The 21,911-nt window shown below is 70.4% G+C and carries 25 protein-coding genes; 14 read left to right on the top strand and 11 right to left on the bottom strand.

Features of this window, described 5'->3' with window-relative positions; genetic code table 11:
• Nucleotides 1-103 precede the first annotated feature (103 nt).
• A complete protein-coding gene (locus P6166_RS08990; RefSeq protein ID WP_277764126.1) occupies nucleotides 104-1,318 on the top strand; it encodes an acyltransferase family protein in 1,215 nt (404 codons plus the stop codon).
• Between the two features lie 12 nt (nucleotides 1,319-1,330).
• On the opposite strand, the gene P6166_RS08985 is transcribed toward P6166_RS08990, so the two are convergent.
• The 4 genes from P6166_RS08985 to P6166_RS08970 form a co-directional block, all read right to left on the bottom strand.
• Nucleotides 1,331-3,301, bottom strand: a complete 1,971-nt coding sequence (locus P6166_RS08985) for a M1 family metallopeptidase (protein ID WP_277764125.1) — start codon at nucleotides 3,299-3,301, stop codon at nucleotides 1,331-1,333.
• Between the two features lie 103 nt (nucleotides 3,302-3,404).
• Nucleotides 3,405-4,349 carry an aspartate carbamoyltransferase catalytic subunit gene (locus tag P6166_RS08980; RefSeq protein WP_277764124.1) on the bottom strand — a complete coding sequence of 315 codons (945 nt, stop codon included), beginning with the start codon at nucleotides 4,347-4,349 and terminating at the stop codon, nucleotides 3,405-3,407.
• Between the two features lie 16 nt (nucleotides 4,350-4,365).
• Nucleotides 4,366-4,833 (bottom strand): Holliday junction resolvase RuvX, encoded by a 468-nt coding sequence (ruvX, locus tag P6166_RS08975; protein ID WP_277764123.1) that lies wholly within the window; start codon nucleotides 4,831-4,833, stop codon nucleotides 4,366-4,368.
• Complete coding sequence (locus P6166_RS08970; protein WP_277764122.1) at nucleotides 4,826-5,389, bottom strand: YqgE/AlgH family protein; 564 nt, start codon at nucleotides 5,387-5,389, stop codon at nucleotides 4,826-4,828. The genes ruvX and P6166_RS08970 overlap by 8 nt, the downstream gene beginning before the upstream one ends.
• A 99-nt stretch (nucleotides 5,390-5,488) precedes the next feature.
• Between P6166_RS08970 and P6166_RS08965 the strand changes: the two genes are divergently transcribed.
• Nucleotides 5,489-6,025, top strand: coding sequence for a DNA-3-methyladenine glycosylase I (locus P6166_RS08965; RefSeq protein WP_277764121.1), 537 nt, complete (start codon nucleotides 5,489-5,491; stop codon nucleotides 6,023-6,025).
• 63 nt (nucleotides 6,026-6,088) lie between these two features.
• Nucleotides 6,089-6,991 (top strand): DUF72 domain-containing protein, encoded by a 903-nt coding sequence (locus tag P6166_RS08960; RefSeq protein ID WP_277764120.1) that lies wholly within the window; start codon nucleotides 6,089-6,091, stop codon nucleotides 6,989-6,991.
• 9 nt (nucleotides 6,992-7,000) lie between these two features.
• On the opposite strand, the gene P6166_RS08955 is transcribed toward P6166_RS08960, so the two are convergent.
• The 3 genes from P6166_RS08955 to P6166_RS08945 form a co-directional block, all read right to left on the bottom strand.
• Nucleotides 7,001-7,717 carry a YitT family protein gene (locus P6166_RS08955; RefSeq protein ID WP_277764119.1) on the bottom strand — a complete coding sequence of 239 codons (717 nt, stop codon included), beginning with the start codon at nucleotides 7,715-7,717 and terminating at the stop codon, nucleotides 7,001-7,003.
• A gap of 139 nt (nucleotides 7,718-7,856) precedes the next feature.
• On the bottom strand, nucleotides 7,857-8,987 hold the full coding sequence (locus P6166_RS08950) for a PilT/PilU family type 4a pilus ATPase (protein WP_277764118.1): 1,131 nt from the start codon (nucleotides 8,985-8,987) through the stop codon (nucleotides 7,857-7,859).
• A gap of 101 nt (nucleotides 8,988-9,088) precedes the next feature.
• Nucleotides 9,089-10,126: a type IV pilus twitching motility protein PilT gene (locus P6166_RS08945; protein WP_057644690.1), complete on the bottom strand. Its 1,038-nt coding sequence runs from the start codon at nucleotides 10,124-10,126 to the stop codon at nucleotides 9,089-9,091.
• Between the two features lie 101 nt (nucleotides 10,127-10,227).
• Between P6166_RS08945 and P6166_RS08940 the strand changes: the two genes are divergently transcribed.
• The 4 genes from P6166_RS08940 (at nucleotide 10,228) to proC (ending at nucleotide 12,446) form a co-directional block, all read left to right on the top strand.
• Nucleotides 10,228-10,896, top strand: coding sequence for a YggS family pyridoxal phosphate-dependent enzyme (locus tag P6166_RS08940; RefSeq protein WP_277764117.1), 669 nt, complete (start codon nucleotides 10,228-10,230; stop codon nucleotides 10,894-10,896).
• 82 nt (nucleotides 10,897-10,978) lie between these two features.
• Nucleotides 10,979-11,260, top strand: coding sequence for a type II toxin-antitoxin system RelE/ParE family toxin (locus tag P6166_RS08935; protein ID WP_277764116.1), 282 nt, complete (start codon nucleotides 10,979-10,981; stop codon nucleotides 11,258-11,260).
• 11 nt (nucleotides 11,261-11,271) lie between these two features.
• The gene (locus P6166_RS08930) at nucleotides 11,272-11,580 is read left to right on the top strand and encodes a HigA family addiction module antitoxin (RefSeq protein ID WP_277764115.1); all 309 of its coding nucleotides are present in this window, start codon (nucleotides 11,272-11,274) and stop codon (nucleotides 11,578-11,580) included.
• A gap of 32 nt (nucleotides 11,581-11,612) precedes the next feature.
• Nucleotides 11,613-12,446 carry a pyrroline-5-carboxylate reductase gene (gene proC / locus P6166_RS08925; protein ID WP_277764114.1) on the top strand — a complete coding sequence of 278 codons (834 nt, stop codon included), beginning with the start codon at nucleotides 11,613-11,615 and terminating at the stop codon, nucleotides 12,444-12,446.
• Between the two features lie 6 nt (nucleotides 12,447-12,452).
• Here the strand turns inward: proC and P6166_RS08920 are convergent, their stop codons facing one another.
• Complete coding sequence (locus P6166_RS08920; RefSeq protein ID WP_277764113.1) at nucleotides 12,453-13,448, bottom strand: 2-hydroxyacid dehydrogenase; 996 nt, start codon at nucleotides 13,446-13,448, stop codon at nucleotides 12,453-12,455.
• A 46-nt stretch (nucleotides 13,449-13,494) separates the two neighbouring features.
• Entirely contained in the window at nucleotides 13,495-13,944 is a 450-nt protein-coding gene (soxR, locus tag P6166_RS08915) for a redox-sensitive transcriptional activator SoxR (protein ID WP_277764112.1), read from the bottom strand.
• A gap of 75 nt (nucleotides 13,945-14,019) precedes the next feature.
• On the opposite strand from soxR, the gene P6166_RS08910 reads away from it, so the two are divergent.
• Entirely contained in the window at nucleotides 14,020-15,384 is a 1,365-nt protein-coding gene (locus P6166_RS08910; protein WP_277764111.1) for an MFS transporter, read from the top strand.
• On the opposite strand, the gene P6166_RS08905 is transcribed toward P6166_RS08910, so the two are convergent.
• Both P6166_RS08905 and pdxH read right to left on the bottom strand, forming a co-directional pair.
• Nucleotides 15,381-15,737, bottom strand: a complete 357-nt coding sequence (locus tag P6166_RS08905; RefSeq protein WP_277764110.1) for a hypothetical protein — start codon at nucleotides 15,735-15,737, stop codon at nucleotides 15,381-15,383. The genes P6166_RS08910 and P6166_RS08905 overlap by 4 nt on opposite strands.
• Nucleotides 15,738-15,742: 5 nt before the next feature.
• A complete protein-coding gene (gene pdxH, locus P6166_RS08900) occupies nucleotides 15,743-16,342 on the bottom strand; it encodes a pyridoxamine 5'-phosphate oxidase (RefSeq protein ID WP_277764109.1) in 600 nt (199 codons plus the stop codon).
• A 100-nt stretch (nucleotides 16,343-16,442) separates the two neighbouring features.
• Between pdxH and P6166_RS08895 the strand changes: the two genes are divergently transcribed.
• The 6 genes from P6166_RS08895 (at nucleotide 16,443) to mdtD (ending at nucleotide 21,911) form a co-directional block, all read left to right on the top strand.
• On the top strand, nucleotides 16,443-17,219 hold the full coding sequence (locus P6166_RS08895) for a kinase (protein ID WP_277764239.1): 777 nt from the start codon (nucleotides 16,443-16,445) through the stop codon (nucleotides 17,217-17,219).
• Between the two features lie 87 nt (nucleotides 17,220-17,306).
• A complete protein-coding gene (locus tag P6166_RS08890) occupies nucleotides 17,307-17,852 on the top strand; it encodes a shikimate kinase (protein WP_277764108.1) in 546 nt (181 codons plus the stop codon).
• Nucleotides 17,849-18,961, top strand: a complete 1,113-nt coding sequence (gene aroB / locus P6166_RS08885; protein WP_277764107.1) for a 3-dehydroquinate synthase — start codon at nucleotides 17,849-17,851, stop codon at nucleotides 18,959-18,961. The genes P6166_RS08890 and aroB overlap by 4 nt, the downstream gene beginning before the upstream one ends.
• A gap of 48 nt (nucleotides 18,962-19,009) precedes the next feature.
• Complete coding sequence (locus P6166_RS08880) at nucleotides 19,010-19,264, top strand: WGR domain-containing protein (protein WP_277764106.1); 255 nt, start codon at nucleotides 19,010-19,012, stop codon at nucleotides 19,262-19,264.
• A 10-nt stretch (nucleotides 19,265-19,274) separates the two neighbouring features.
• Nucleotides 19,275-20,339, top strand: coding sequence for a uroporphyrinogen decarboxylase (gene hemE, locus P6166_RS08875; RefSeq protein WP_277764105.1), 1,065 nt, complete (start codon nucleotides 19,275-19,277; stop codon nucleotides 20,337-20,339).
• Between the two features lie 159 nt (nucleotides 20,340-20,498).
• On the top strand, nucleotides 20,499-21,911 hold the full coding sequence (gene mdtD, locus P6166_RS08870; protein WP_277764104.1) for a multidrug transporter subunit MdtD: 1,413 nt from the start codon (nucleotides 20,499-20,501) through the stop codon (nucleotides 21,909-21,911).

The following is a 21,911-nucleotide window of genomic DNA, read 5'->3' as shown; positions in this document are numbered from 1 at the left end:
CCGGGACCGCGATTGGTCCCAAACCCCGCGCGGATCGTCACTTCGAGCGCCCGCCGGCAGACGCGGCGCGGACGATGGCGCCTCCTTCCGCTGGGACCGCGCCATGAACCGCCGCCACGATCTCGACGCCCTGCGCGTCATCGCCTTCGGCCTGCTGATCCTCTACCACGCCGGCATGCTGTACGTGGCCGACTGGGACTTCCATCTCAAGAGCACCTACCTTTCCGAAGGACTGCAGGGCGGGATGATCGCGCTCAGCCGCTGGCGCATGCCGCTGCTGTTCCTGATCTCGGGCATCGCCCTGGGCCTGCTGCGGCCGGCGCAGCTCGGCCGCGCCGCCCTGCTGCGCAGCTGGCGCCTGTTGCTGCCGCTGCTGTTCGGCATGTTCGTGGTGGTGCCGATCCAGCCCTATTGCGAGGCGCTGGCGCAGGGCCACATCGAGCCGGGCTTCGCGCAATTCCTGCTGCGCTACTGGCAGGTGAGGCCGTGGCCGCCGGGCACGTTCACCGGCGCCGAGTTCGGCATCACCTGGAACCACCTGTGGTACCTGGCTTACCTGTGGCCGTACACCATGCTGCTGCTGGGCGTGCTGGCGCTGCTGCGCCGGCCGGCGCTACAGGCGGCGGTGGCGCGGTGGCGCTCACTGCGGGTGCCGGCGGCCGCCTGGCTGTTGCTGCCCATCGCCTGGGAAGCGTTCAACCTGCTGTGGGTGATGCCGCGCTGGGCGCCGACGCATGCGCTGTTCGGCGACTGGTTCGTGCATGCCGAATCCCTGCCGCTGTTCCTGCTCGGCTACGCGGTAGCGCGCAACGAGACGTTCTGGGCGCGGGTGCGCCGCTGGCGCTGGGGCGCCTTGGGCGTGGCCGTGCTGTGCCTGGGTATCGAGCTGGGGCTGCGCAGCGCGGGCCGGCACCACGTCGAGGTGCATGGCATCTGGGCGCAAGTGCCGTGGTACGCGGTCGAGCGCATCGCCCGCGCCGGCTATACCTGGACCGCCTTGCTGGCGATCTTCGGCTGGGGGCAGGTGTGGCTCAACCGACCGTTCCGCTGGCTGCCCTACTGCACCGAGGCGGTGTATCCCTGGTACATGCTGCACCAGAGCGTGATGATCGCCCTGGCGTTCTGGCTGATTCCGCTGCACCTGGGCCCGGTGGTCGAACCGTTGCTGGTGATCGCCGGCACCGCCGCCGGCTGCCTGCTGCTGCACGAGGGCGTGATCCGCCGCGTGGGCTGGCTGCGGCCCTGCTTTGGCCTGAAGGCGCAGCGCCGGGCCGTGGCCCCGGCGCTAGCGCCCGCCGCGGCCACGGCCACGGCCTGAGCGCAACGCGGCTCAGCCGGCGATGTCGAGGCGGTTGTCGCTGCGATCGGCATCGGGCAGCTTCGCGTCCGGGTCCAGGCGGACGTGCAGCACCTTCTGGTGGGTGGGCAGCTTCACTTGCGGCGCCTTCTGCTGCAGCCACGCCTCGACCGGCACGCGCTGGTCGAGATGGCTGCCATCGGCCAGGTCCACGCGCAGGGTGGCCGGCATTACCAGCTTCTGCCGGCTGCCCAGTGTCACCAGTAGGCCCTTGGCGGGGTCGTTGTCGACGTAGTGCGCCTCGCGCACGCCCATGTCCAGCTGCCAGTTGTGGAAGTACCAGCCGCGCCACCACCACGACAGGTCCTCGCCGGATTCGCTTTCCATGAGGCGGAAGAAGTCCGACGGGTCCGGATGCTTGAACGCCCAGGTGGCGATGTACTGGCGGAACGCCGGATCGAAGCGCGCCGGGCCGAGAATCTGCTCGCGCAGCAGCACCAGGCCCAGCGCGCCCTTGAAGTAGGTCAGCGGGTGGCGGTACTTCTCGCTGGTGGCGTCGGCGGTATCCATCAGCGTCGGGGCGTCCGCATCGGCCAGCAGCGGCAGTATCTCCTCGACCGGGTTGCCGCCCTTCGGCGCGTATTCCGAATCGCGCTTGGGCGCGTACTCGCCATGATGGAACGCGTCGGAGGCGTAGATGTCGATGAAGGTGTTGAAGCCTTCGTCCATGAACGCGTGCCGGCGCTCGTTGGAGCCGACGATCATCGGGAACCAGGTGTGGCCGATCTCGTGGGCGGTGATCCAGAACAGCGGCTTGCCGGCGTCGTCCATGCCGTCGAAGACGATGCCCGGGTATTCCATGCCCGCACCATGCCCGCCGAGGTTGACCGCCACCGGCCACGGGTACGGATACCACTGCGAGAAATGCTCGATGGCGCCCTTCACGTATTCGGTGGAGCGGTTCCACTTGTCCGCGCCCACGCCTTCGACCGGGTACACCGACATCGCCAACGCATGGCGGCCTTCGGGCAGGTCGATGCGCGCGGCGTCCCATACGAACGCCGGCGAGGCGGCGAAGGCCACGTCGCGGGTATGCGCCATGTGGAAGCGCCAGGTGCGCGTGCCCTCGCGCGTGGGCCGGCTGGCGGGGTCGGTGACTTCCTGCGGCGTGCGGATCAGCACGGTCTGCTCGCTGTCGGCGGCCTGGCGCAGGCGCGCGCGCTGCGTGGCGGTGAGCACTTCCTGCGGGTTGACCAGTTCGCCGGAACCGGCGACGAGGTAATCCCACGGCACGGTCACCGCGTAGTCGAAGGTGCCGTATTCGAGATAGAACTCCGAGCCCAGGTAGGGCTGGGTGTCCCAGCCGCGCAGGTCGTCGTAGACCGCCATGCGCGGATACCACTGGGCGATCTCGTAGATCTCGCCGTTCGCACTCGGGGTCACCGCCGTGCGGCCACCCCAGGTGCCGGGGATGTCGTAGTCGTAGCGGATGTGCAGCTTCAACGCCTGGCCCTGCCCGGCCAGCGGCTGCGGCAGATCCACGCGCAGGCGGGTGTCGTCGACGAGGTAATGCGCCGGCACGCGCTTGCCGGCGCGCTCGACCTCGACCGCCGCGATGCGCAGGCCTTCGGTGGTTTCGGCGCGGCGCGTCGGGCGCGCCATGCTGGCGCGCGAATCGGCGCGGTAGAGGTTCTGGTCCAGTTGGAGCCAGAGCACGTCGAGCGTATCGGGGCTTCGGTTGGTGTAGGTGATGGTGGCATCGCCGGAGAGGCGGTGCGTGGCCGGGTCGATCCGCGCCTGCAGGTCGTAGTCGGCCTGGTTCTGCCAGAACAGCGGGCCCGGGACGCCGCCGCCGCTGCGGTAGGCGTTGGGCGCCTGCGGCAGCTGCAGCGGGGCGAACAACTCGCGAGGATCGAAGCCGTTGTCGGCAGCGGCCGCGTGAGCGGGGGAAGCAAGGGCCAGGACGGCCGCCACGGCCAGCGGGCCGCGCATCGACAGGCGCATCGGGAATCCGGGGGACGACGAGGGAACCGCCATCCTAGGCAGCGACAGCCCGGTGGCTGCACTGCCATTGGTCATTGGCCGGCGGCGCGCGCCGGGCGCCCGCTTACCCCAGCAGCGTCTCCAGCACCGCCATGCGCACCGCCACGCCGTTGGCCACCTGGCGCAGCACCCACGATTGCGGCCCGTCCACCACTTCGTCGGTGATCTCCACGCCGCGGTTGATCGGGCCGGGGTGCAGCACGGCCGCCTCGGGGGCGGCGCGGCGCAGGCGCTCGGCGGTCAGGCCGTAGCGTGCGTGGTAATCCTCCAGCGAGGGCACGAGTCCTTCTTCCATGCGTTCGCGCTGCAGGCGCAGCATCATCACCGCGTCCACGCCTTCGAGCATCGCATCGAGGTCCTCGCCCACCTGGCAGCCATCGAGGATGCCGTCCTCCGGCAACAGGGCCGCAGGTCCGCACACGCGGATCTCGCCCGCACCGAGCGTACGCAGTGCATGCAGGTCCGAGCGCGCCACGCGCGAATGCTTCACGTCGCCCACGATCACCAGCTTCAGCTTGGAGAAATCGCTGCCCTTGGCCTGGCGCAGGGTGAGCATGTCCAGCAGGCCCTGGGTGGGATGCGCGCTGCGTCCGTCGCCGGCGTTGATCAGCGCGGTGCCCTCGCCCGCCTCGCCGGCCAGGCGCTCCACCGCGCCATCTTCCGGGTGGCGCACGACGAAGCCGCGCACGCTCATCGCTTCGAGGTTCTTCAACGTGTCGCGATCGGTCTCGCCCTTGCGGGTGGAAGACGTGGAGGCATCGAAGTTCAGCACGTCCGCGCCCAGCCGCTGCGCGGCCAGCTGGAAGGAGCTGCGCGTGCGCGTGGAGGGCTCGAAGAACAGCGTGCACACCGCGCTGCCGGCCAGCACGTTGCGCTTGCCGACGCGGCCCACCGCCGCATCACGGATCTGCCCGGCGCGGTCCAGCAGCTGCAGCAGCGTGGCACGCGGCAGGCCTTCGAGGGTAAGCAGGTGACGCAGACGGCCGTTGGAATCCAGTTGCATGGTCATGGCGGAAGGAGGGAGGTCAGGAAAGCGGGATGACCTGGTCGGGCGCGGCGAACCAGCGCTCGACGATGACGGCCGCGGCCACGGCATCCAGCGCCTCGGCATCGCGGCGGCGCTTGCGGCCCTCGGCGCGGTCGCGCGCGAAACGCTGCGCGGCCTCCACCGAACTGGAACGTTCGTCGACCAGCACCACCGGCAGCCGGTAGCGCTCGCGCAACTGGCGGGCGAAGGCGTGGGCCCGCTTGCGCGCGGGCTGGTCCTCGCCTTCGAGGGTGAGCGGATCGCCCACCACCAGCCCGGCCGGCCGCCAGTCGCGATGCACGCGGTCCAGCGCGGCCCAGTCCGGGCCTGCGCCATGTACGTCGATCACCGCCACCGCACGGGCGCCGGCACCGAGCGCGCTGCCGACCGCCACACCGATGCGCCGCGAGCCGACATCGAAGCCGAGCACGGTGGCGTCGAAGGGGATCGCGGGCGCCTCAGGCATGTCCGCTGTAGTCGGTGAGGCGGAACAGGTCCACGCCGATGCGGCCGGCCGAGGCCTGCCAGCGCTGTTCCAACGGCAGCTCGAACAGCAGTTCTTCGTCGGCGGGCGCGGTGAGCCAGCTGTTTTCGCCGATCTCCAGTTCCAGCTGCCCGGCGCCCCAGCCGGCGCAGCCGAGCGCGACCAGCGCGTGCGCCGGGCCTTCGCCGCGGGCCATGGCTTCGAGCACATCGCGCGAGGTGGTCAGGTACAGGCCGGCGCCGAGCGCGATGCTGGAATCCCAGGGCTGGCCGTCGTGGACGACGAACCCGCGCTCCGGGTGCACCGGCCCGCCACTGAGCACGAGCTGCTCGCGCAACGCCGCATCTTCGGTCTCGATGCCCATCTGGCCGAGCACTTCGCCCAGCGTGTATTCGGAGGGGCGGTTGATCATCACGCCCATCGCGCCGTTGTCGTCGTACTGGCAGATCAACGCGACGCTGCGCGAAAAGTTCGGGTCCGACAGCGCCGGCAGCGCAATCAGGAGTTGGCGGGTCAGGTGGGTGGCCGGCGCGGACATGGCCACCATTCTACCGCCCCGGCGGCGCGCGCAGGCGCGAGGCGCGGAATCTGCACATAATCGTCACGGGGCGACGCCTCGCCACCAGGAAACGGACACATGAGCGGCTACTGCAGCATCGCCCCCGGCCACCCGGTCCACGGGCACTACCACGACCACGAATACGGCTTTCCCCAGCGCGAGGAAACCGAACTGTTCGAACGCCTGCTGCTGGAGATCAACCAGGCCGGGCTGAGCTGGGAAACCATCCTGAAGAAGCGCGAAGGCTTCCGCCGCGCCTACGCCGGCTTCGACGTCGACACCGTGGCGGCCTATGGCGAGGCGGATATCGCGCGCCTGATGGAAGACCCGGGCATCATCCGCAACCGGCTCAAGGTGCTGGCGGCGATCCACAACGCGCAGGTGATCCAGGGCCTGCGCGCCAGCCACGGCGGGTTCGCCGCGTGGCTCGATGCTCACCACCCGCGCAGCAAGGCCGAATGGGTGAAGCTGTTCAAGAAGACCTTTCGCTTCACCGGCGGCGAGATCACCGGCGAATTCCTGATGAGCCTGGGCTACCTGCCCGGCGCGCACCACGCCGGCTGCCCGGTATATGCGCGTATCGACGCGCTTGGCCCGCCCTGGCGGCAGGCCTGACATTCCACGGCGCCTGCACATCGCGGGCACGTCGCCTTACACGCCCTGGGCCAACGTGGCCGCATGGGCATCCGCATCGGTATTTCCGGCTGGCGCTATCCCCGGTGGCGCGGCCGTTTCTATCCGCCGGGGCTGCCGCAACGCGAGGAACTGGCCTATGCCGCGCGGTGCTTTCCGAGCATCGAACTCAACGGCTCGTTCTATTCGCTACAGCGGCCACAGAGCTGGCAGGCCTGGCATGACGACACGCCCGCGCGCTTCGTCTTCGCGGTGAAAGGGCCGCGCTTCATCACCCATACCAAGCGGCTGCGCGATTGCGCCAAGCCGCTGGCGAACTTTTTCGCCTCCGGCCTGCTGGCCCTGGGCCCCAAGCTGGGGCCGATCCTGTGGCAGCTGCCGCCCACGCTGAAGTTCGATGCGGCGCTGCTGGAGGAATTCTTCGCGCTCCTGCCGCGCGACGCCGAACAGGCCAGCGCACTGGCGCAGCGGCGCGACCGCACGCTGATGCGCGGCCGCAGCGTGCTGGCCGCGGAAGGACGCGGCCGTATCCGCCACGCGCTGGAGGTGCGCCACGAGAGCTTCGAAGACCCGGCCTTCATCGCGCTGCTGCGCCGCCACCGCATCGCGCTGGTGGTCGCCGACGCGGCCAGCCGCTATCCGCTGATGGAAGACGTCACCGCGGATTTCGTCTACGTGCGGCTGCACGGCGATGCCGAGCTGTATGCCAGTGGCTACAGCGACGCGGCGCTGGACCGCTGGGCGCGCAAGATCGACCGATGGGCGAAGGGCGGCGAACCTGGCGATGCCGCCCGCCACGCACCTAGGGCACCGGCGCGGACCCGGCGCGACGTGTACTGCTATTTCGACAACGACGCCAAGGTGCACGCGCCGTTCGACGCCGCGGGCTTGATGGCACGGCTCGGGCATCGCCCGCTGCGCCCTACCGCGCTGCCGGCCAAACCCTAGGCGCGGCGGTCAGACGCCCATGTACCGATGCGGCCGGTGGTTGAACATCAGCACCAGGCTCAGCACCAGCGCGCCGAGCGCGGAGTAGATGACCTTGTCCGGCTGCAACAGGAAGAAGGCCACCACCATCAGCATCGCGTCGAAGCCCAGCTGCACGCGCCCGGCGCTGATGCCACGCGTCTGCTGCAGATAGACGGCCAGGATGCCCACGCCCCCGAGGCTGCCGCGATGGCGGATGAAGAACAGGATGCCCAGCCCCGAGAGCGCGCCGCCGGCCAGCGCCGAGAACAGCGGGCTCACGTGCGCGTACTCGGCCCAGCGCGGCAACAGGTCGGTCAGCGCGCCGCACGCGCCCACGGCCAGGAAGGTCTTGGCGGTGAATTCCCAGCCCATGCGCCGCACCGAGAGCCAGTAGAAGGGCAGGTTCACGATCACGAACACCAGGCCGAAGTTCCAGCCCAGCGCGTAATGCAGCAGGAAGGACACGCCGGCCATGCCGCCGATGAACAGTCCGCCCTTGGCGAAGATCGCCAGGCCCATCGAGGCGATGAGCGTGGCCAGCACCATGCCCTGCACGTCCTCGGCCACGGAATGGTGGAAGGCGCGGTCGTCGGCCGGGGTGCCGGTGGCGTCGGCGGGCGGGGTCAGCGGGCCGGCGGTCACGAGCGGACTGTCGGAATGCACGGCTTCGCCGCCGGCCGGCAGGTCGGAAACGGAAGGATTCATCGGGGAGCATCGGTGACGCGGGGGCGCGTATTAGACAACAAGCCCGCGACACTTGCATGAAGACCCCCGCGCCCTGAAACGACCGCGCCCGCTGCGGTGGCAGCGGGCGCGGGGGCAAAGTACGAGTACCGGGCGCGGCTCAACGCACTTCCGCGATCTCCACCCCATCCAGGCCCTGGGCCAGCGTCTTGGCATCGCCGCCCTGGGAGAGCTTGATGCGCAGGCGCACCTCGTTCTGCGAGTCGGCGTAGCGCAGGGCGTCCTCGTAGGAGATCTCGCCGGCCTGGTACAGCTCGAACAGGCTCTGGTCGAAGGTCTTCATGCCCAGGTTGGTGGACTCCTTCATCACTTCCTTGATCTTGTGGATCTCGCCCTCGCGGATGTAGTCCTGCACCAGCGGCGTGCCCAGCAGGATCTCCATCGCCACGCGGCGGCCCTTGCCATCCGGCGTGGGCACCAGCTGCTGGGCGACCACGCCCTTCAGGTTCAGCGACAGGTCCATCAGCAGCTGGCTGCGGCGGTCTTCCGGGAAGAAGTTGATGATGCGGTCCATCGCCTGGTTGGCGTTGTTCGCGTGCAGGGTGCACAGCACCAGGTGGCCGGTTTCGGCGAAGGCGATGGCGTGGTCCATGCCCTCGCGGGTACGCACCTCGCCGATCATGATCACGTCCGGCGCCTGGCGCAGGGTGTTCTTCAGCGCATTCTCCCAGCTGTCGGTGTCGATGCCGACCTCGCGCTGGGTGATGATGCAGCCCTCGTGCTTGTGCACGAATTCGATCGGGTCCTCGATGGTGATGATGTGGCCGGTCGAATTCTGGTTGCGGTAGCCGATCATCGCCGCCAGCGAGGTCGACTTACCCGTGCCGGTGGCACCGACGAAGATGATGATGCCGCGCTTGGTCATCGCCAGCGTCTTGATCACCGGCGGCAGGCTCAATTCTTCCACGGTCGGGATGCGCGTCTCGATGCGACGCAGCACCATGCCCACCTGGTTGCGCTGATAGAAGCAGCTCACGCGGAAGCGGCCCACGCCGGCCACGCCGATGGCGAAGTTGCACTCGTGGGTCTTTTCGAACTCCTCGCGCTGCGAGGGGGTCATCACGTTCAGCACCAGGTCGCGGCTCTGCTGCGCGGTCAGCGGCGTCTGCGTGATCGGGGTGATCTTGCCATGCACCTTGATGGACGGCGGCATGCCCGAGGTGATGAACAGGTCCGACGCCTTCTGGTGCGCCATCAGCTTGAGGAACGAGGTGAAGTCGATGGTGCTCATGGCGGCTCTCCGGGAATCGGGATCGGGGCGGCGTGGTCGGACCGGGGCGCCCCGGCGGCGGAACGGCCGCCGCGACGCTCACGCATCGCGGCGGGCGCGCATCATTCGAAGATGCGCTTGTCCTTGGCGTACTCGCGGGCCTGGTTGCGGGTGATCAGGCTGCGCTTGACCAGGTCCTGCAGGTGCTGGTCCAGCGTCTGCATGCCGGACTGCTGGCCGGTCTGGATGGCCGAGTACATCTGCGCCACCTTGTCCTCGCGGATCAGGTTGCGGATGGCCGGGGTGCCGACCATGATTTCCCACGCCGCGGTACGGCCACCGCCGACCTTCTTCAGCAGCGCCTGCGAGATCACCGCGCGCAGCGATTCGGACAGCATCGAGCGCACCATCGGCTTCTCGCCGGCGGGGAACACGTCGATGATGCGGTCGATGGTCTTGGCCGCCGAGCTGGTGTGCAGCGTGCCGAACACCAGGTGGCCGGTTTCGGCCGCCGTCAGCGCCAGGCGGATGGTTTCCAGGTCGCGCAACTCGCCGACCAGGATGATGTCCGGGTCTTCGCGCAGCGCCGAGCGCAGCGCTTCGTTGAAGCCGTGCGTGTCGCGGTGCACCTCGCGCTGGTTGATCAGGCACTTCTGCGAGGTGTGGACGAATTCGATCGGATCCTCGACGGTGAGGATGTGGCCGTATTCGTTCTTGTTGATGAAGTCGATCATGCCGGCGAGCGTGGTCGACTTGCCCGAGCCGGTCGGGCCGGTCACCAGGATCAGGCCCTGCGGCTGCTCGATCAGCTGGCGGAAGATCGGCGGGCAGCCGAGGTCCTCCAGCGTGAGCACCTCGGAAGGAATGGTACGGAACACCGCACCGGCGCCGCGGTTCTGGTTGAACGCATTGACGCGGAAGCGCGCCAGCGACGGGATCTCGAACGAGAAGTCGACCTCGAGGAATTCCTCGTAGTCGCGGCGCTGCTTGTCCGACATGATGTCGTACACCAGCGCATGGACCTGCTTGTGGTCCAGTGCCGGAATGTTGATGCGGCGAACATCGCCGTCGACACGGATCATCGGCGGAAGCCCTGCGGAAAGGTGCAGGTCCGACGCCTTGTTCTTGACCGAGAAGGCCAATAGTTCAGCGATATCCATACGCTGCGTTTCCCCTGGCTGCGACTGGAAAGGTTTATCCCCGGCCGGCAGTATAGCGCCCTTGCTTGTGGCTGGAAGAAGACGTCGTGCCGGTTTCCCCGTTGCAAACGATCCTGGCGGAAATGGACAACGCCGCGCGCGCGGCCGGGCGGCCACCGGCGCGCCTGCTGGCTGTTTCCAAGACCCAGCCGGCCGAATCGGTGGCCGCGCTGGCGGCCGAGGGACAGGTCGCCTTCGGCGAGAACTACGTGCAGGAAGCGGCTGGCAAGATGGCCGCGCTGGGCGAGCGGGGCCTGGAATGGCACCTCATTGGCCACCTGCAGTCCAACAAGGCCGAGCAGGCGGCGCAGCTGTTCGACTGGGTGCAGACGGTGGACCGGCCGAAATTGGTCGGCGCCCTCGCCCGCCACCGCCCTGCCGGGCGCGGGCCGCTGAACGTCCTCATCCAGGTGAACATCGACGACGAAGCCAGCAAGCATGGCTGCGCGCCGGACGCGGTGCCGGCGCTGGCGGACGCCATCTCCGCCCAACCCGCGCTGCGCCTGCGCGGGCTGATGGCCATCCCGGCGCCGTTCCCCGAGCGCGAACGCCGGCAGGATGCGTTCGCCCGCATGCGCACCTTGTTCGAATCACTGGCAGCCGCCCATCCCGGGGTGGATACGCTGTCGATGGGCATGAGCAGCGACTTCGCCGATGCCATCGCCAGCGGCGCCACGATGGTGCGCGTGGGCACCGCGCTGTTTGGCGCGCGGGGCACCCGCCCCACCTGACGATGCGGCAAAGCCCGATCCACATCGGGTCGCCGAAGCATCATGCTAATGCTTGACGATAGTAACGCCCGGCATTAGCATCATGTCCATCCAATCTTTCGCTTGCAAACGGACGCAGGCGTTCTTCCACGGCAAGCGGGTCGCGGCCTTCGGCTTCATCCAGGCCACCGCCATGCGCAAGCTCGCCATGTTGAACGCCGCGACCCGCCTGGAGGACCTCCGGGCACCGCCGGCGAACCGGTTGGAGGCCCTGCGCGGACATCGCGAGGGCCAGTACAGCATCCGCGTGAACGACCAGTTCCGCGTGTGCTTCGTGTGGACCTGGAAGGGGCCTGCCCAGGTCGAGATCGTGGACTATCACTAGGAGCCCGCACCATGCGTACCGTTGCCTATCCCACCCCCGGCGAGATCCTTCGCCACGAATTCCTCGAGCCGCTGGGCATCAGCCAGTACCGCCTGTCCAAGGATATCGAGGTGCCGCAGGACCGCATCAGCAAGATCGTCAACGGCGAGCGCACCATCACCGCCGACACGGCGCTGCGGCTGGCGCGCTACCTGGGCACGTCCGAGGATTTCTGGATGAAGCTGCAGATGGACCATGACAAGGCGGTGGCGCGCGACGCCCTCGCCGAGACGTTGGCACGGATCCAGCCCCACGTCGGTGCCCTGAGCGCATCGCGCTAACATCGCGATCCGCTTCCACGCAGGCCCCCGACATGTCCGATACCGCCGCTCCGCGTTTCGAACCGATCGCCTTCATCGGCGGCGGCAACATGGCCCGCAGCCTGATCGCCGGGCTGATCCGCCAGGGCGTGCCGGCCAACACGATCCATGTGGCCGAACCGGTGGATGCCCTGCGCGAACAGCTCGCCCTGGACTTCGGGGTGAAGGGCCACGTCACCGCCGCCGAGGCCGCCGAGGATTGCGCCACCTGGGTACTGGCGGTGAAGCCGCAGGTGATGGCCGAGGTGTGCGTGCCGCTCGCCCCGCTGGCGAAGATCCTGCAGCCGCTGGTGGTGTCGATCGCCGCCGGCATCAGCCGCGACCGCCTGCGCCAGTGGCTCGGCGAGGGCGCCGCGGTGGTGCGCGCCATGCCGAACACCCCGGCCCTGCTCGGTGCCGGGGTGACCGGCCTGTACGCCGGCAACGACGTGGATGCCGAGGGCCGCGCACGCGCGCAGGCGCTGCTGTCCAGCGCCGGGCAGACGGTGTGGGTCGAGGACGAATCGCTGATGGATGCCGTCACCGCGGTGTCGGGCAGCGGCCCGGCCTACGTGTTCCTGCTGGCCGAGGCGATGCAGGCCGCCGCCGTGGCCCAGGGCCTGCCGGAATCGGCGGCCACCACGCTGGTCGCGCAGACCCTGCTGGGCGCCTCGCGCATGCTCACCGAATCGGAAGAAAGCGCCAGCGAACTGCGCCGCCGCGTCACCTCGCCCAACGGCACCACCCAGGCGGCCATCGAGGCCTTCCAGGCAGGGGATTTCGAAGCGCTGGTGGGACGCGCCATCGAGGCGGCCACGCGCCGCGGCCGCGCGCTGTCGGCCGGCTGATCGCGCTCAGCGCGGCAGCGGTATCCGGTTGGACAGCGCCACGCCGCGCTCGAAGGCGGTGATGTTCTCCAGCGTGGTCGCCATGATCTGCCCGATCGCCTCGGCGGTGAAGAACGCCTGGTGGCCGGTGACGATCACGTTCGGGAACGACACCAGCCGCTGGATCACGTCGTCGGTGATGATCGTCGCCGACAGGTCCTGGAAGAACAGGTCCGCCTCCTGCTCGTAGACGTCGATCGCCAGGCCGCCCAGGCGGTGGGTCTTCAGCGCGTCGATTACCGCTTCGGTGTCGATCAGCCCGCCGCGGCTGGTGTTGATCAGGTAGGCGCCGTGGCGCACCTCCTGCAGCGAGCGCGCGTCGATCAGGTGCCGCGTCTGCGGGGTGAGCGGGCAATGCAGCGAGATCACGTCGCTTTCGGCCAGCAGGTGCGGCAGCGGCACGTATTCGCCGATGCCGTGGAATTCGTCGCTGGGATACGGGTCGAAGCCCAGCACGCGGCAGCCGAAGCCGCGCATGATCGAGGCGAAGATGCGGCCGATCTTGCCAGTGCCCACGACCCCGACCGTGCGGCCGTGCAGGTCGAACCCCATCAGCCCGTCCAGTTCGAAATTGCCGTCGCGCGTGCGCTGGCTGGCGCGCGCGATGCGCCGGTTCACCGCCAGCAGCAGGCCGACGGCGAATTCGGCCACCGAATAAGGCGAGTAATCGGTCACGCGCGTGGCGGCGATGCCCAGCCGCTGCGCGGCCAGCGCGTCGATATGGTTGAAGCCGGTCGAGCGCGTGGTCACCAGGCCGATGCCCAGCCCCTTCAACGCGTGCAGCACGGCCTCGTCCACGTTGTCGTTGACGAACACGCACACCGCGCCGCAGCCCTCGGCCAGCGGCGCGGTGGCCACGCTGAGCGCGTCCTGCACGTAGACCAGTTGGTGATGGTGCGCGGCGTTGGCGCGGTCGAGCATGACCCGGTCGTAGCGGCGCGTGCTGTAGACGGCGACCTTCATCGGCGGCTTCCTGCATCGGGGCGCTCCATCATGCCCCAACCGGGCTTCAATCCATGCCGTCCAGCGCGGGCAGCCGGCGCGCGCCCTCGCCGTCGGCGCCGAGCGCGTCGTGCGGATTGCTCAGGCGGCAGCGCTTGAGCGACAGGCAGCCGCAGCCGATGCACTCGGAGAGCTCGTCGCGCAACGCCTGCAGCGCTTCGATGCGCCGGTCCAGTTCGCCGCGCCAGCGCGCGGACATGCGCGCCCATTCGGCGCGCGTGGGCGGACGCCCGGCCGGCAGCACCGCGAACGCGTCGGCCACGTGGCTGAGCGGAATGCCCAGGCGCTGCGCCACGCGGATCACCGCCAGCCGGCGCAGCACGTCGCGCGCATAGCGGCGCTGGTTGCCGGCGTTGCGCTGGCTGTGGATCAGCCCCTTGCGTTCGTAGAAATGCAGCGCCGACACCGCCACGCCGCTGCGGCGGGCCACGTCGCCCACGGCCAGTACCTTCTCCATCCCGCTTGACCTCAACTTCGCTTGAGGCGGCATCCTGCGCCGCGTCCCTTTCCACGGCAAGTCCACGCAGCGCCCATGTCCCTCCCATCTCCCGGCCACGCCCTGGCCTGCGCACCGCTCTCGATCCTGTCGCCGCGCTACCGCGCCACCACCGTGGCGATGGTCGCGCTGGTGGCGCTCAATGCCTTCGAGGTGCTCGCCGTGGCGACGGCGATGCCCACCGTGGCGCGCGAGCTCTCCGGCCTGCCGCTCTACGCGCTTGCGTTCGGCGGCACGCTGGCCACCAGCCTGGTCGGCATGACCGTGGCCGGGCACTGGAGCGACCGCGCCGGCCCGGGGCCTTCGCTGTGGGCCGGGATGGCCTGCTTCGTGGCCGGCCTGCTGGTGGCCGGGCTCGCGCGCAACATGCCGATGCTGGTCGGGGGAAGGCTGCTGCAAGGCCTGGGCGCTGGCGCGTTCTTCGTCGCGCTGTACGTGATCGTCGGCCGGCTCTATCCCGAACCACTGCGCCCGCGGGTGTTCGCGGCCTTCTCGGCGGGCTGGGTCGTGCCCTCGCTGGTGGGGCCGGGCATCAGCGGCCTGATCGTGCAGCACCTGGGCTGGCGCTGGGTGTTCCTCGGCGTGCCGCTGCTCGCCTTGCCGGCCGCGTGGCTGCTGCGCCCGGGCCTGCGCGAACTCGCCGCGGCGCCCGCCGCGCCACGCACCGGCAGTGCGCCCCCTCCCATCGGCTGGGCGGTGGGCGCGGCGCTCGGCGCGCTGGTGCTGCACCTGGCCGAATCCCTGCCCGCGCCGGTGCGCTACGGGGCCTGGGCGCTGGGCGCCGGCCTGCTGCTCGCTTGCGCGCGCCGGCTGCTCCCGCGCGGCACGCTGGCGGTGGCGCGTGGCCTGCCGGCGGTGATCGCGCTGCGCGGCGTCGCGGCCGCGGCGTTCTTCAGCTGCGAGGCATTCCTGCCATTGCTGCTCTCGCGCGAGCGCGGGCTGTCGCCGCTCGCCGCCGGCGTGGCATTGAGCGTCGGTGCGCTGGGTTGGAGCCTGGGGTCCTGGTACCAAGGCCATCGGCTGCGGCCCGGCGCGCGTGCGCGGGCCATGCAGCTCGGCGCCTACCTGCTGCTCGGCGGCATCGCGGTGGCCGCCAGCGCGGCGCTCGGGTCGCCGGTGGCGCTGTCCATCGGCGGCTGGACGCTGGCCGGCCTGGGGATGGGGCTGCTCTATCCCAGCCTGGCGGTGCTCACCTTGTCGTTGTCGCCGGTCGACCAGCAGGGCCGCCACAGCTCGGCGCTGCAGCTGAGCGAAGCGATGGCGGTCACCGCCGCGCTGGCCGCCGCCGGCGCGCTGTTCGCATTGTGGCTCGATGGCTCGGCGCCGCGCGCGTACCTGGCCGCTTTCGCGGTCTCGGGCGTGCTGGCAGCGCTCGCTGCGGCGCTCGTGCGGCGCCTCTAACCTTCGTCGTCGAATATCGGCTGCAGGCTCTCGTCGACGAAGATGGCCGGCGATTCCCAGGGATGATGCCGCCGCACACCCTCGCGCAGCACGCGCGCCAGGCGCTCGGGATCGCGCGGGATGGCGAAGGTCAGGCACACGCTGGGGACGCGCGCCAGTTCGCCTACCGCCCCCTGCGCCGGATGGGCGCCGGCCAGCGGCCGGAACTGCTCGATCCCCGGCGCGGACAGCCACATCACCGCGTCGTACCGTTCATCGCCCAGCGGCTCGACCGACAGGATGCCCTCGTGCAAGGCCTGCAGATGCGCGGGCGGCACGAACACGGTCACGCGGTAGACCTCCCGCAGGCGCATGGCCGTCAGGGATACAGCATCCGCTTGCTCCACGCGCCGGCGGCGTCGGCCTCGTAGCGCCAGCGCTCGTGCAGGCGGAACTGCGCGCCGTACCAGAACTCGAAACGCTGCGGCACCACGCGGAAACCGCCCCAGCCTTCCGGCCGTGGCACCTCGCGCCCTTCGAAGCCCGATTCCACCTTGGCCAGCCGCTGCTCGAACTCCTCGCGCGAGGACAGCGTGCGCGACTGCATCGACGCCCACGCACCGGTCTGGCTCTGGCGCGGACGCGAGGCGAAGTACGCATCGGACTCGGCCGCCGACACCTGCTGCACGTCGCCTTCGATGCGCACCTGGATGCCGGCCTCGCGCAGGCGCCGCCACAGGAACAGCAGCGCGGCCTGCGGGTTGGCCTGCAGGTCGCGGCCCTTCGGGCTTTCGATGTGGGTGTAGAACACGAAGCCGCGCTCGTCGAAGGACTTCAGCAGCACGGTGCGCGCGCTCGGGCGCCCTTCCAGGCTGGCCGTGGCGAGGGTCATCGCGTTGGGCTCGATCTCCTCGCCCTGCTGGGCTTCCTGGTAAAGGGCCGCGAAGGTCGACAGGGCTTCGGCGTAGAGGTCGGTCATGGGATCCGTGCAGCAGCGACGTTGGCGCTATTGTGGCGGCATGCAAGTGAAAGCGCATCCGATCCCGCGCCCACCGGCCGGCGCCGCGCAGGCACAAGCCGTGCTCGCCGACGCGTGGGCGCATCGTCCACACGACGGCGCCACCGCGGTTTTAGCCATCAGCGGGCTGCAGGGCAGCGGCAAATCGACCCTGGCCGACGCGGTGGTCGAGGCCGCGCGGGTGCGCGGACATGTCGCAGCCACGCTGTCGCTGGACGACCTCTATCTCACCGTCGCGCAGCGCCGCGCCCTGGCCGCGGACATCCACCCGCTGCTGCGCACGCGCGGCCCGCCCGGCACGCACGACCTCGCGCTGGCCGCCCACGTGCTCGACGCGGTCGCCGCCGGCCGCCCGCTGCGCCTGCCGCGCTTCGACAAGCTGGCCGACGACCGCCTGCCCGAATCCGCGTGGCCGCGCGTGGACGCGCCGCTGGACCTGCTGGTGATCGAAGGCTGGTGCGTGGGCGTCCCGGCCGAGGCTGACGAGGCGCTCGCCGTGCCGCTCAACGCGCTGGAGCGCGAAGAAGATGCGCAGGCCACCTGGCGCCGGTATTGCAACCAGGCGCTGGGCGCACGCTACCCGGCGCTGTGGAATCGGCTGCACCGCCTGTGGGCGCTGCAGGCGCCGTCCTTCGAGGTCGTGACCGCCTGGCGCGGGCAGCAGGAGCGCGCCCTGGAGGCCGCCACGCCCGGGCGCACCGGCATGGACGACGCCGCGCTGGCGCGTTTCCTGCAGCACTACGAGCGCGTGAGCCGTCAGGCCCTGCGCACGCTGCCCGAACGCGCCGACCGCGTGCTGTGGCTGGACGCGGCACGGCGGATCGCGCGCGAGCGCTGACGCGCCCTCGCCGCGACAGCGCGCGCGAGGGCGGTTTCACACGAAAGCACCCGCCGTCAGGCCACGGCGCGGTGCTAGCATCCGCGCATGAAGTCCGCACCAAACGTCGTGATGATCGGCCCGATGGGCGCCGGAAAGAGCTGCATCGGCCGCCGCGTGGCCGAGCGCTTCGGGCTGTCCTTCGTCGATGTCGACCACGCCATCGTCGAGCACGCCGGCGCCAGCATCTCCACCATCTTCGAGCTGTCCGGCGAGGCCGCCTTCCGGGCCCATGAGCGCGAGGTGCTGCAACGCCTGCTGTCCGGCGAGAACCGGCTCATCTCCACCGGCGGCGGCGCGGTGCTCGACGCGGCCAACCGCCAGGCGCTGCACGCGCAAGGGTTTGTGATCCACCTGCACGTGAGCGTGGCCACCCAGCTCGAACGCCTGCATCGCGACCGCAGCCGCCCGCTGCTGCAGCGCCCGGACCGCGAGCAAGCGCTGCACGCGCTGGCGCAGGCGCGCGACCCGCTGTACCGGGAAATCGCCGACCTGCACCTGGACACCGACCACCTTTCCCCGGCCGAGGCCACCGCGCACCTGGTGACGCGGCTGGCGGCCGCCTGGCAACCCCGGACCACCACCCACGCATGAACGAAGTTTCCTCCCTGCGCACCGTCGAGGTCGGCGGCGCGGCGCCCTACGCCATCGCCATCGGCCCGGACCTGCTGCGCGACGGCCACCGCCTCGCCGCCCCGGTGCGCGGCCGCCATGTACTCATCGTCAGCGACGACACGGTCTCCCCGCTGTACGCGCCGCGCGTGCGCGCCGCGCTGGTGCAGGCGCGCCCGGACCTGCAGGTGGGCGAACTGGTGATCCCGGCCGGGGAAGCCTCCAAGACGCTGGAACACTTCGGCGCGGCCATCACCGCGCTGGCCGAACTGGGCGCCACGCGCGACGCCTGCGTGTTCGCGCTGGGCGGCGGCGTGGTCGGCGACCTGGCCGGCTTCGCCGCGGCGTGCTGGATGCGCGGGGTGGATTGCGTGCAGCTGCCCACCACGCTGCTGTCGATGGTCGATTCCTCCGTGGGCGGCAAGACCGCGGTGGATATCCCGCAGGGCAAGAACCTGGTCGGTGCGTTCCACCCGCCGCGCGCGGTCATCGCCGACACCACCGCCCTGCACAGCCTGCCGCCGCGCGAGCTGCGCGCGGGGCTGGCCGAGGTGATCAAGTACGGCGCCATCCGCGACCCGCTGTTCTTCCAGTGGCTGGGCGCCGAGCGCGAAGCGCTGCTGCGCGGCGAGGCCGCCGCCACCGCGCAGGCGATCGCGCGCAGCTGCGAGCACAAGGCCGAGATCGTCGAGCGCGACCCGCTGGAGAAGGGCGAGCGCGCCCTGCTCAACCTGGGCCACACCTTCGGCCACGCCATCGAGACCGAGCAGGGCTACGGCGCCCCGCATAACGACAACCTCAACCACGGCGAAGCGGTGGCCGTGGGCATGGTGCTGGCCGCGCGGCTCTCGGCCCGACTGGGCATGGCCCCGGCGGACGACACCCAGGCCCTGCGCGCCCTGCTGGAGGCCTACGGGCTGCCCACCACCGTGCCGGCCGGGTTGGACCCGCTCGCCTTGCTGGCGCGCATGCGCCTGGACAAGAAGAACATCGCCGGACGCCTACGCCTGGTGCTGTGGCGCGGCATCGGCCGGGCCGAGGTGGTGCCGGACGTGGACGAAGCCGCCGTGCTGGACGTGTTGCGCGGCTGATCCGCCCGCCGCCCCGCGTCGCGGTGGGGCAGCCGGTACAATCGGCGCATGCGCGTTTACCTGCGACAACCTCTGATCGGCGCCACGCCCACCCGCTACGTGCGGCTCACCCTGACCCCGGACCTGTTCGGCGGCTGGGAGCTGGTGCGCGAAAGCGGCGAGATCGGCGGCCGCATCCAGCTGCGGCGCGAGCAGTACCTGCTGCAGGAAGAGGCCCAACGCGCCTTCGACAAGGCCCGCGACTCGCAACTCAAGCGCGGCTACGAGATCACGTCCGCGCCCAGTGGCGACGACGGCCCCTGAAGGAAACCCGATGCTGAAGAACGATCGCCTGCTGCGCGCCCTGCGCCGCGAACCGGTGGACTGCACGCCCGTGTGGCTGATGCGCCAGGCCGGCCGCTACCTGCCCGAGTACCGCGCCACGCGCGCCAAGGCCGGCAGCTTCCTGGCGATGGCCAAGAACCCGGAGATCGCCTGCGAGATCACGCTGCAGCCGCTGCGCCGCTTCCCGCTGGACGCGGCGATCCTGTTCTCGGACATCCTCACCGTGCCCGACGCGATGGGCCTGGGCCTGTATTTCGTCGAAGGCGAAGGCCCCAAGTTCGAACGCCCGCTGCGCAGCGCGGCCGACGTGGCCCGGCTGGCGGTGCCGGACATGGCCACCGAGCTGGGCTACGTGACCGACGCGGTGCGGCTGATCCGCCGCGAGCTGGACGGCGCGGTGCCGCTGATCGGCTTTTCCGGCAGCCCGTGGACGCTGGCCTGCTACATGGTCGAAGGCGGCGGCAGCAAGGAATACGCGCGCATCAAGGCGATGGCGCTCAACGAGCCGGCGCTGCTGCATCGCGTGCTGTCGGTGGTCACCGATGCGGTCATCGCCTACCTCGGCGCGCAGCGCGAGGCCGGCGCGCAGGCGCTGCAGGTGTTCGACACCTGGGGCGGCGTGTTGTCGCCGGCGATGTACCGCGAATTCTCGCTGCCCTACCTGACCCGCATCGCGCGCGAACTGGTGCGCGGCGAAGGCGCGCAGCGCACGCCGCTGATCCTGTTCGGCAAGGGCAACGGCGTGCACCTGGAGGCGCTGGCCGCCGCCGGCGCCGAGGCGGTGGGCGTGGACTGGACGGTGGAGCTGGCCGAGGCGGCGCGCCGCACCGGCGGGCGCGTGGCGCTGCAGGGCAACCTCGACCCGGCCACGCTGTACGGCGCGCCGGAGGCCATCGCGCGCGAGGCCGCGCGCGTGCTCGACAGCTACGCCGAGGGCAACGGCGGCTCGCGCGAGGGCCACGTCTTCAACCTGGGCCACGGCATGTCGCCGGACATGAACCCCGAGCACGTACGCGTGCTGGTCGACGCCGTGCACACCCACAGCCGCCGCTGACCCCGGCGCGCGGGCCGGCCCTGTCCGGCCCGCGACGCCTTGCCGAATACCACCGCTCGCCTGCCCACATCGGGCGAAAAGCACGTGCGTACCGGCCCGCGCGCATCGCCTGCACGGGCCGTGGCCGATAATGGCGCCCTCTCCCCCGTGCGAGCGCCCATGAACACCCCGCCGACCTATGCCTCCCTGCGTCCCTTGCTGTGGCTGGTGTCGTTGGCGATCTTCATGCAGATGCTCGACTCGACCATCGTCAACACGGCGCTGCCGGCGATGGCCCACAGCCTGGGCGAAAGCCCGCTGCAGATGCAGTCGGTGGTCTTCAGCTACGCGCTGGCCGTGGCGATGTTCATCCCGGCCTCCGGCTGGGTGGCCGACCGCTACGGCACCCGCCGCACGTTCCTGGCCGCGATCATCGTTTTCACGCTGGGCTCGCTGCTGTGCGCCGGCGCGCAGCACCTGGGCCAGCTGGTAGCCGCGCGCGTGGTGCAGGGTATCGGCGGCGCGATGCTGTTGCCGGTCGGCCGGCTCGCGGTGCTGCGCTCGGTGCCGCGCGCCGAGTTCCTGCGCGCGATGAGCTTCATCGCCATCCCCGCGCTGATCGGCCCGCTGATCGGCCCGACCCTCGGTGGCTGGCTGGTCGAGGTCGCCTCGTGGCACTGGGTGTTCCTGATCAACCTGCCCATCGGCGTGATCGGCTTCGTGGCCGCGCTGAAGATCATGCCCGACCACTACGGCGCCGAACGCCAGCGCTTCGACCTGCCCGGCTACCTGATGCTGGCCTTCGGCATGGTGGCGCTGTCGCTGGCGCTGGACGGCATTTCCGAACTGGGCCTGCGCAGCGCGTTCGTGATGCTGCTGACCATCGGCGGCCTGGCCGCGCTGATCGGTTACTGGCTGCACGCGGCCAACGCGAAGGCGCCGCTGTTCCCGTTGGCGCTGTTCCGGGTGGCGAGCTATCGCATCGGCATCCTGGGCAACCTGTTCTCGCGCATCGGCAGCGGCAGCATGCCGCTGCTGATTCCGCTGCTGTTGCAGGTCGGCCTGGGCATGAGCCCGATGAACGCCGGCCTGATGATGGTGCCGGTGGCGCTGGCGGGCATGGCCTCCAAGCGCGCGGCGGTGCGGCTGGTGACGCGCTTCGGCTACCGCCGCGTGCTGATGACCAACACCGTGTTCGTCGGCCTGATGATGGCCAGCTTCGTGTTCGTCGAGCCGGGCCAGCACATGGCTTGGCGCCTGGTGCAGCTGGCGGTGTTCGGCGCGGTGAACTCGCTGCAGTTCACCGTGATGAACACCGTGACCCTGCGCGACCTGGACCGCGAGATGGCCAGCCCCGGCAACTCGCTGCTGTCGATGGTGATGATGCTGGCCACCGGCTTCGGCGCGGCCGCGGCCGGCAGCTTGCTGGCGGCCTTCAGCCACCACCTGGGGCTGGACCACGGCGATGCGACCCGCGCGCTGCACGCCACCTTCGTGTGCGTGGGCGCGATCACGCTCACCTCGACGTTGATCTTCTGGCAGCTCTCCGATACGCGGCCCGAGCCGCAGCAGGTGGAACAGGTCGCCGAGTAA

Origin of the sequence: Stenotrophomonas sp. HITSZ_GD, from assembly GCF_029543105.1 — a bacterium.
GTDB lineage: Bacteria > Pseudomonadota > Gammaproteobacteria > Xanthomonadales > Xanthomonadaceae > Stenotrophomonas_A.
This window is presented reverse-complemented; position numbering and strand designations above follow the sequence as displayed.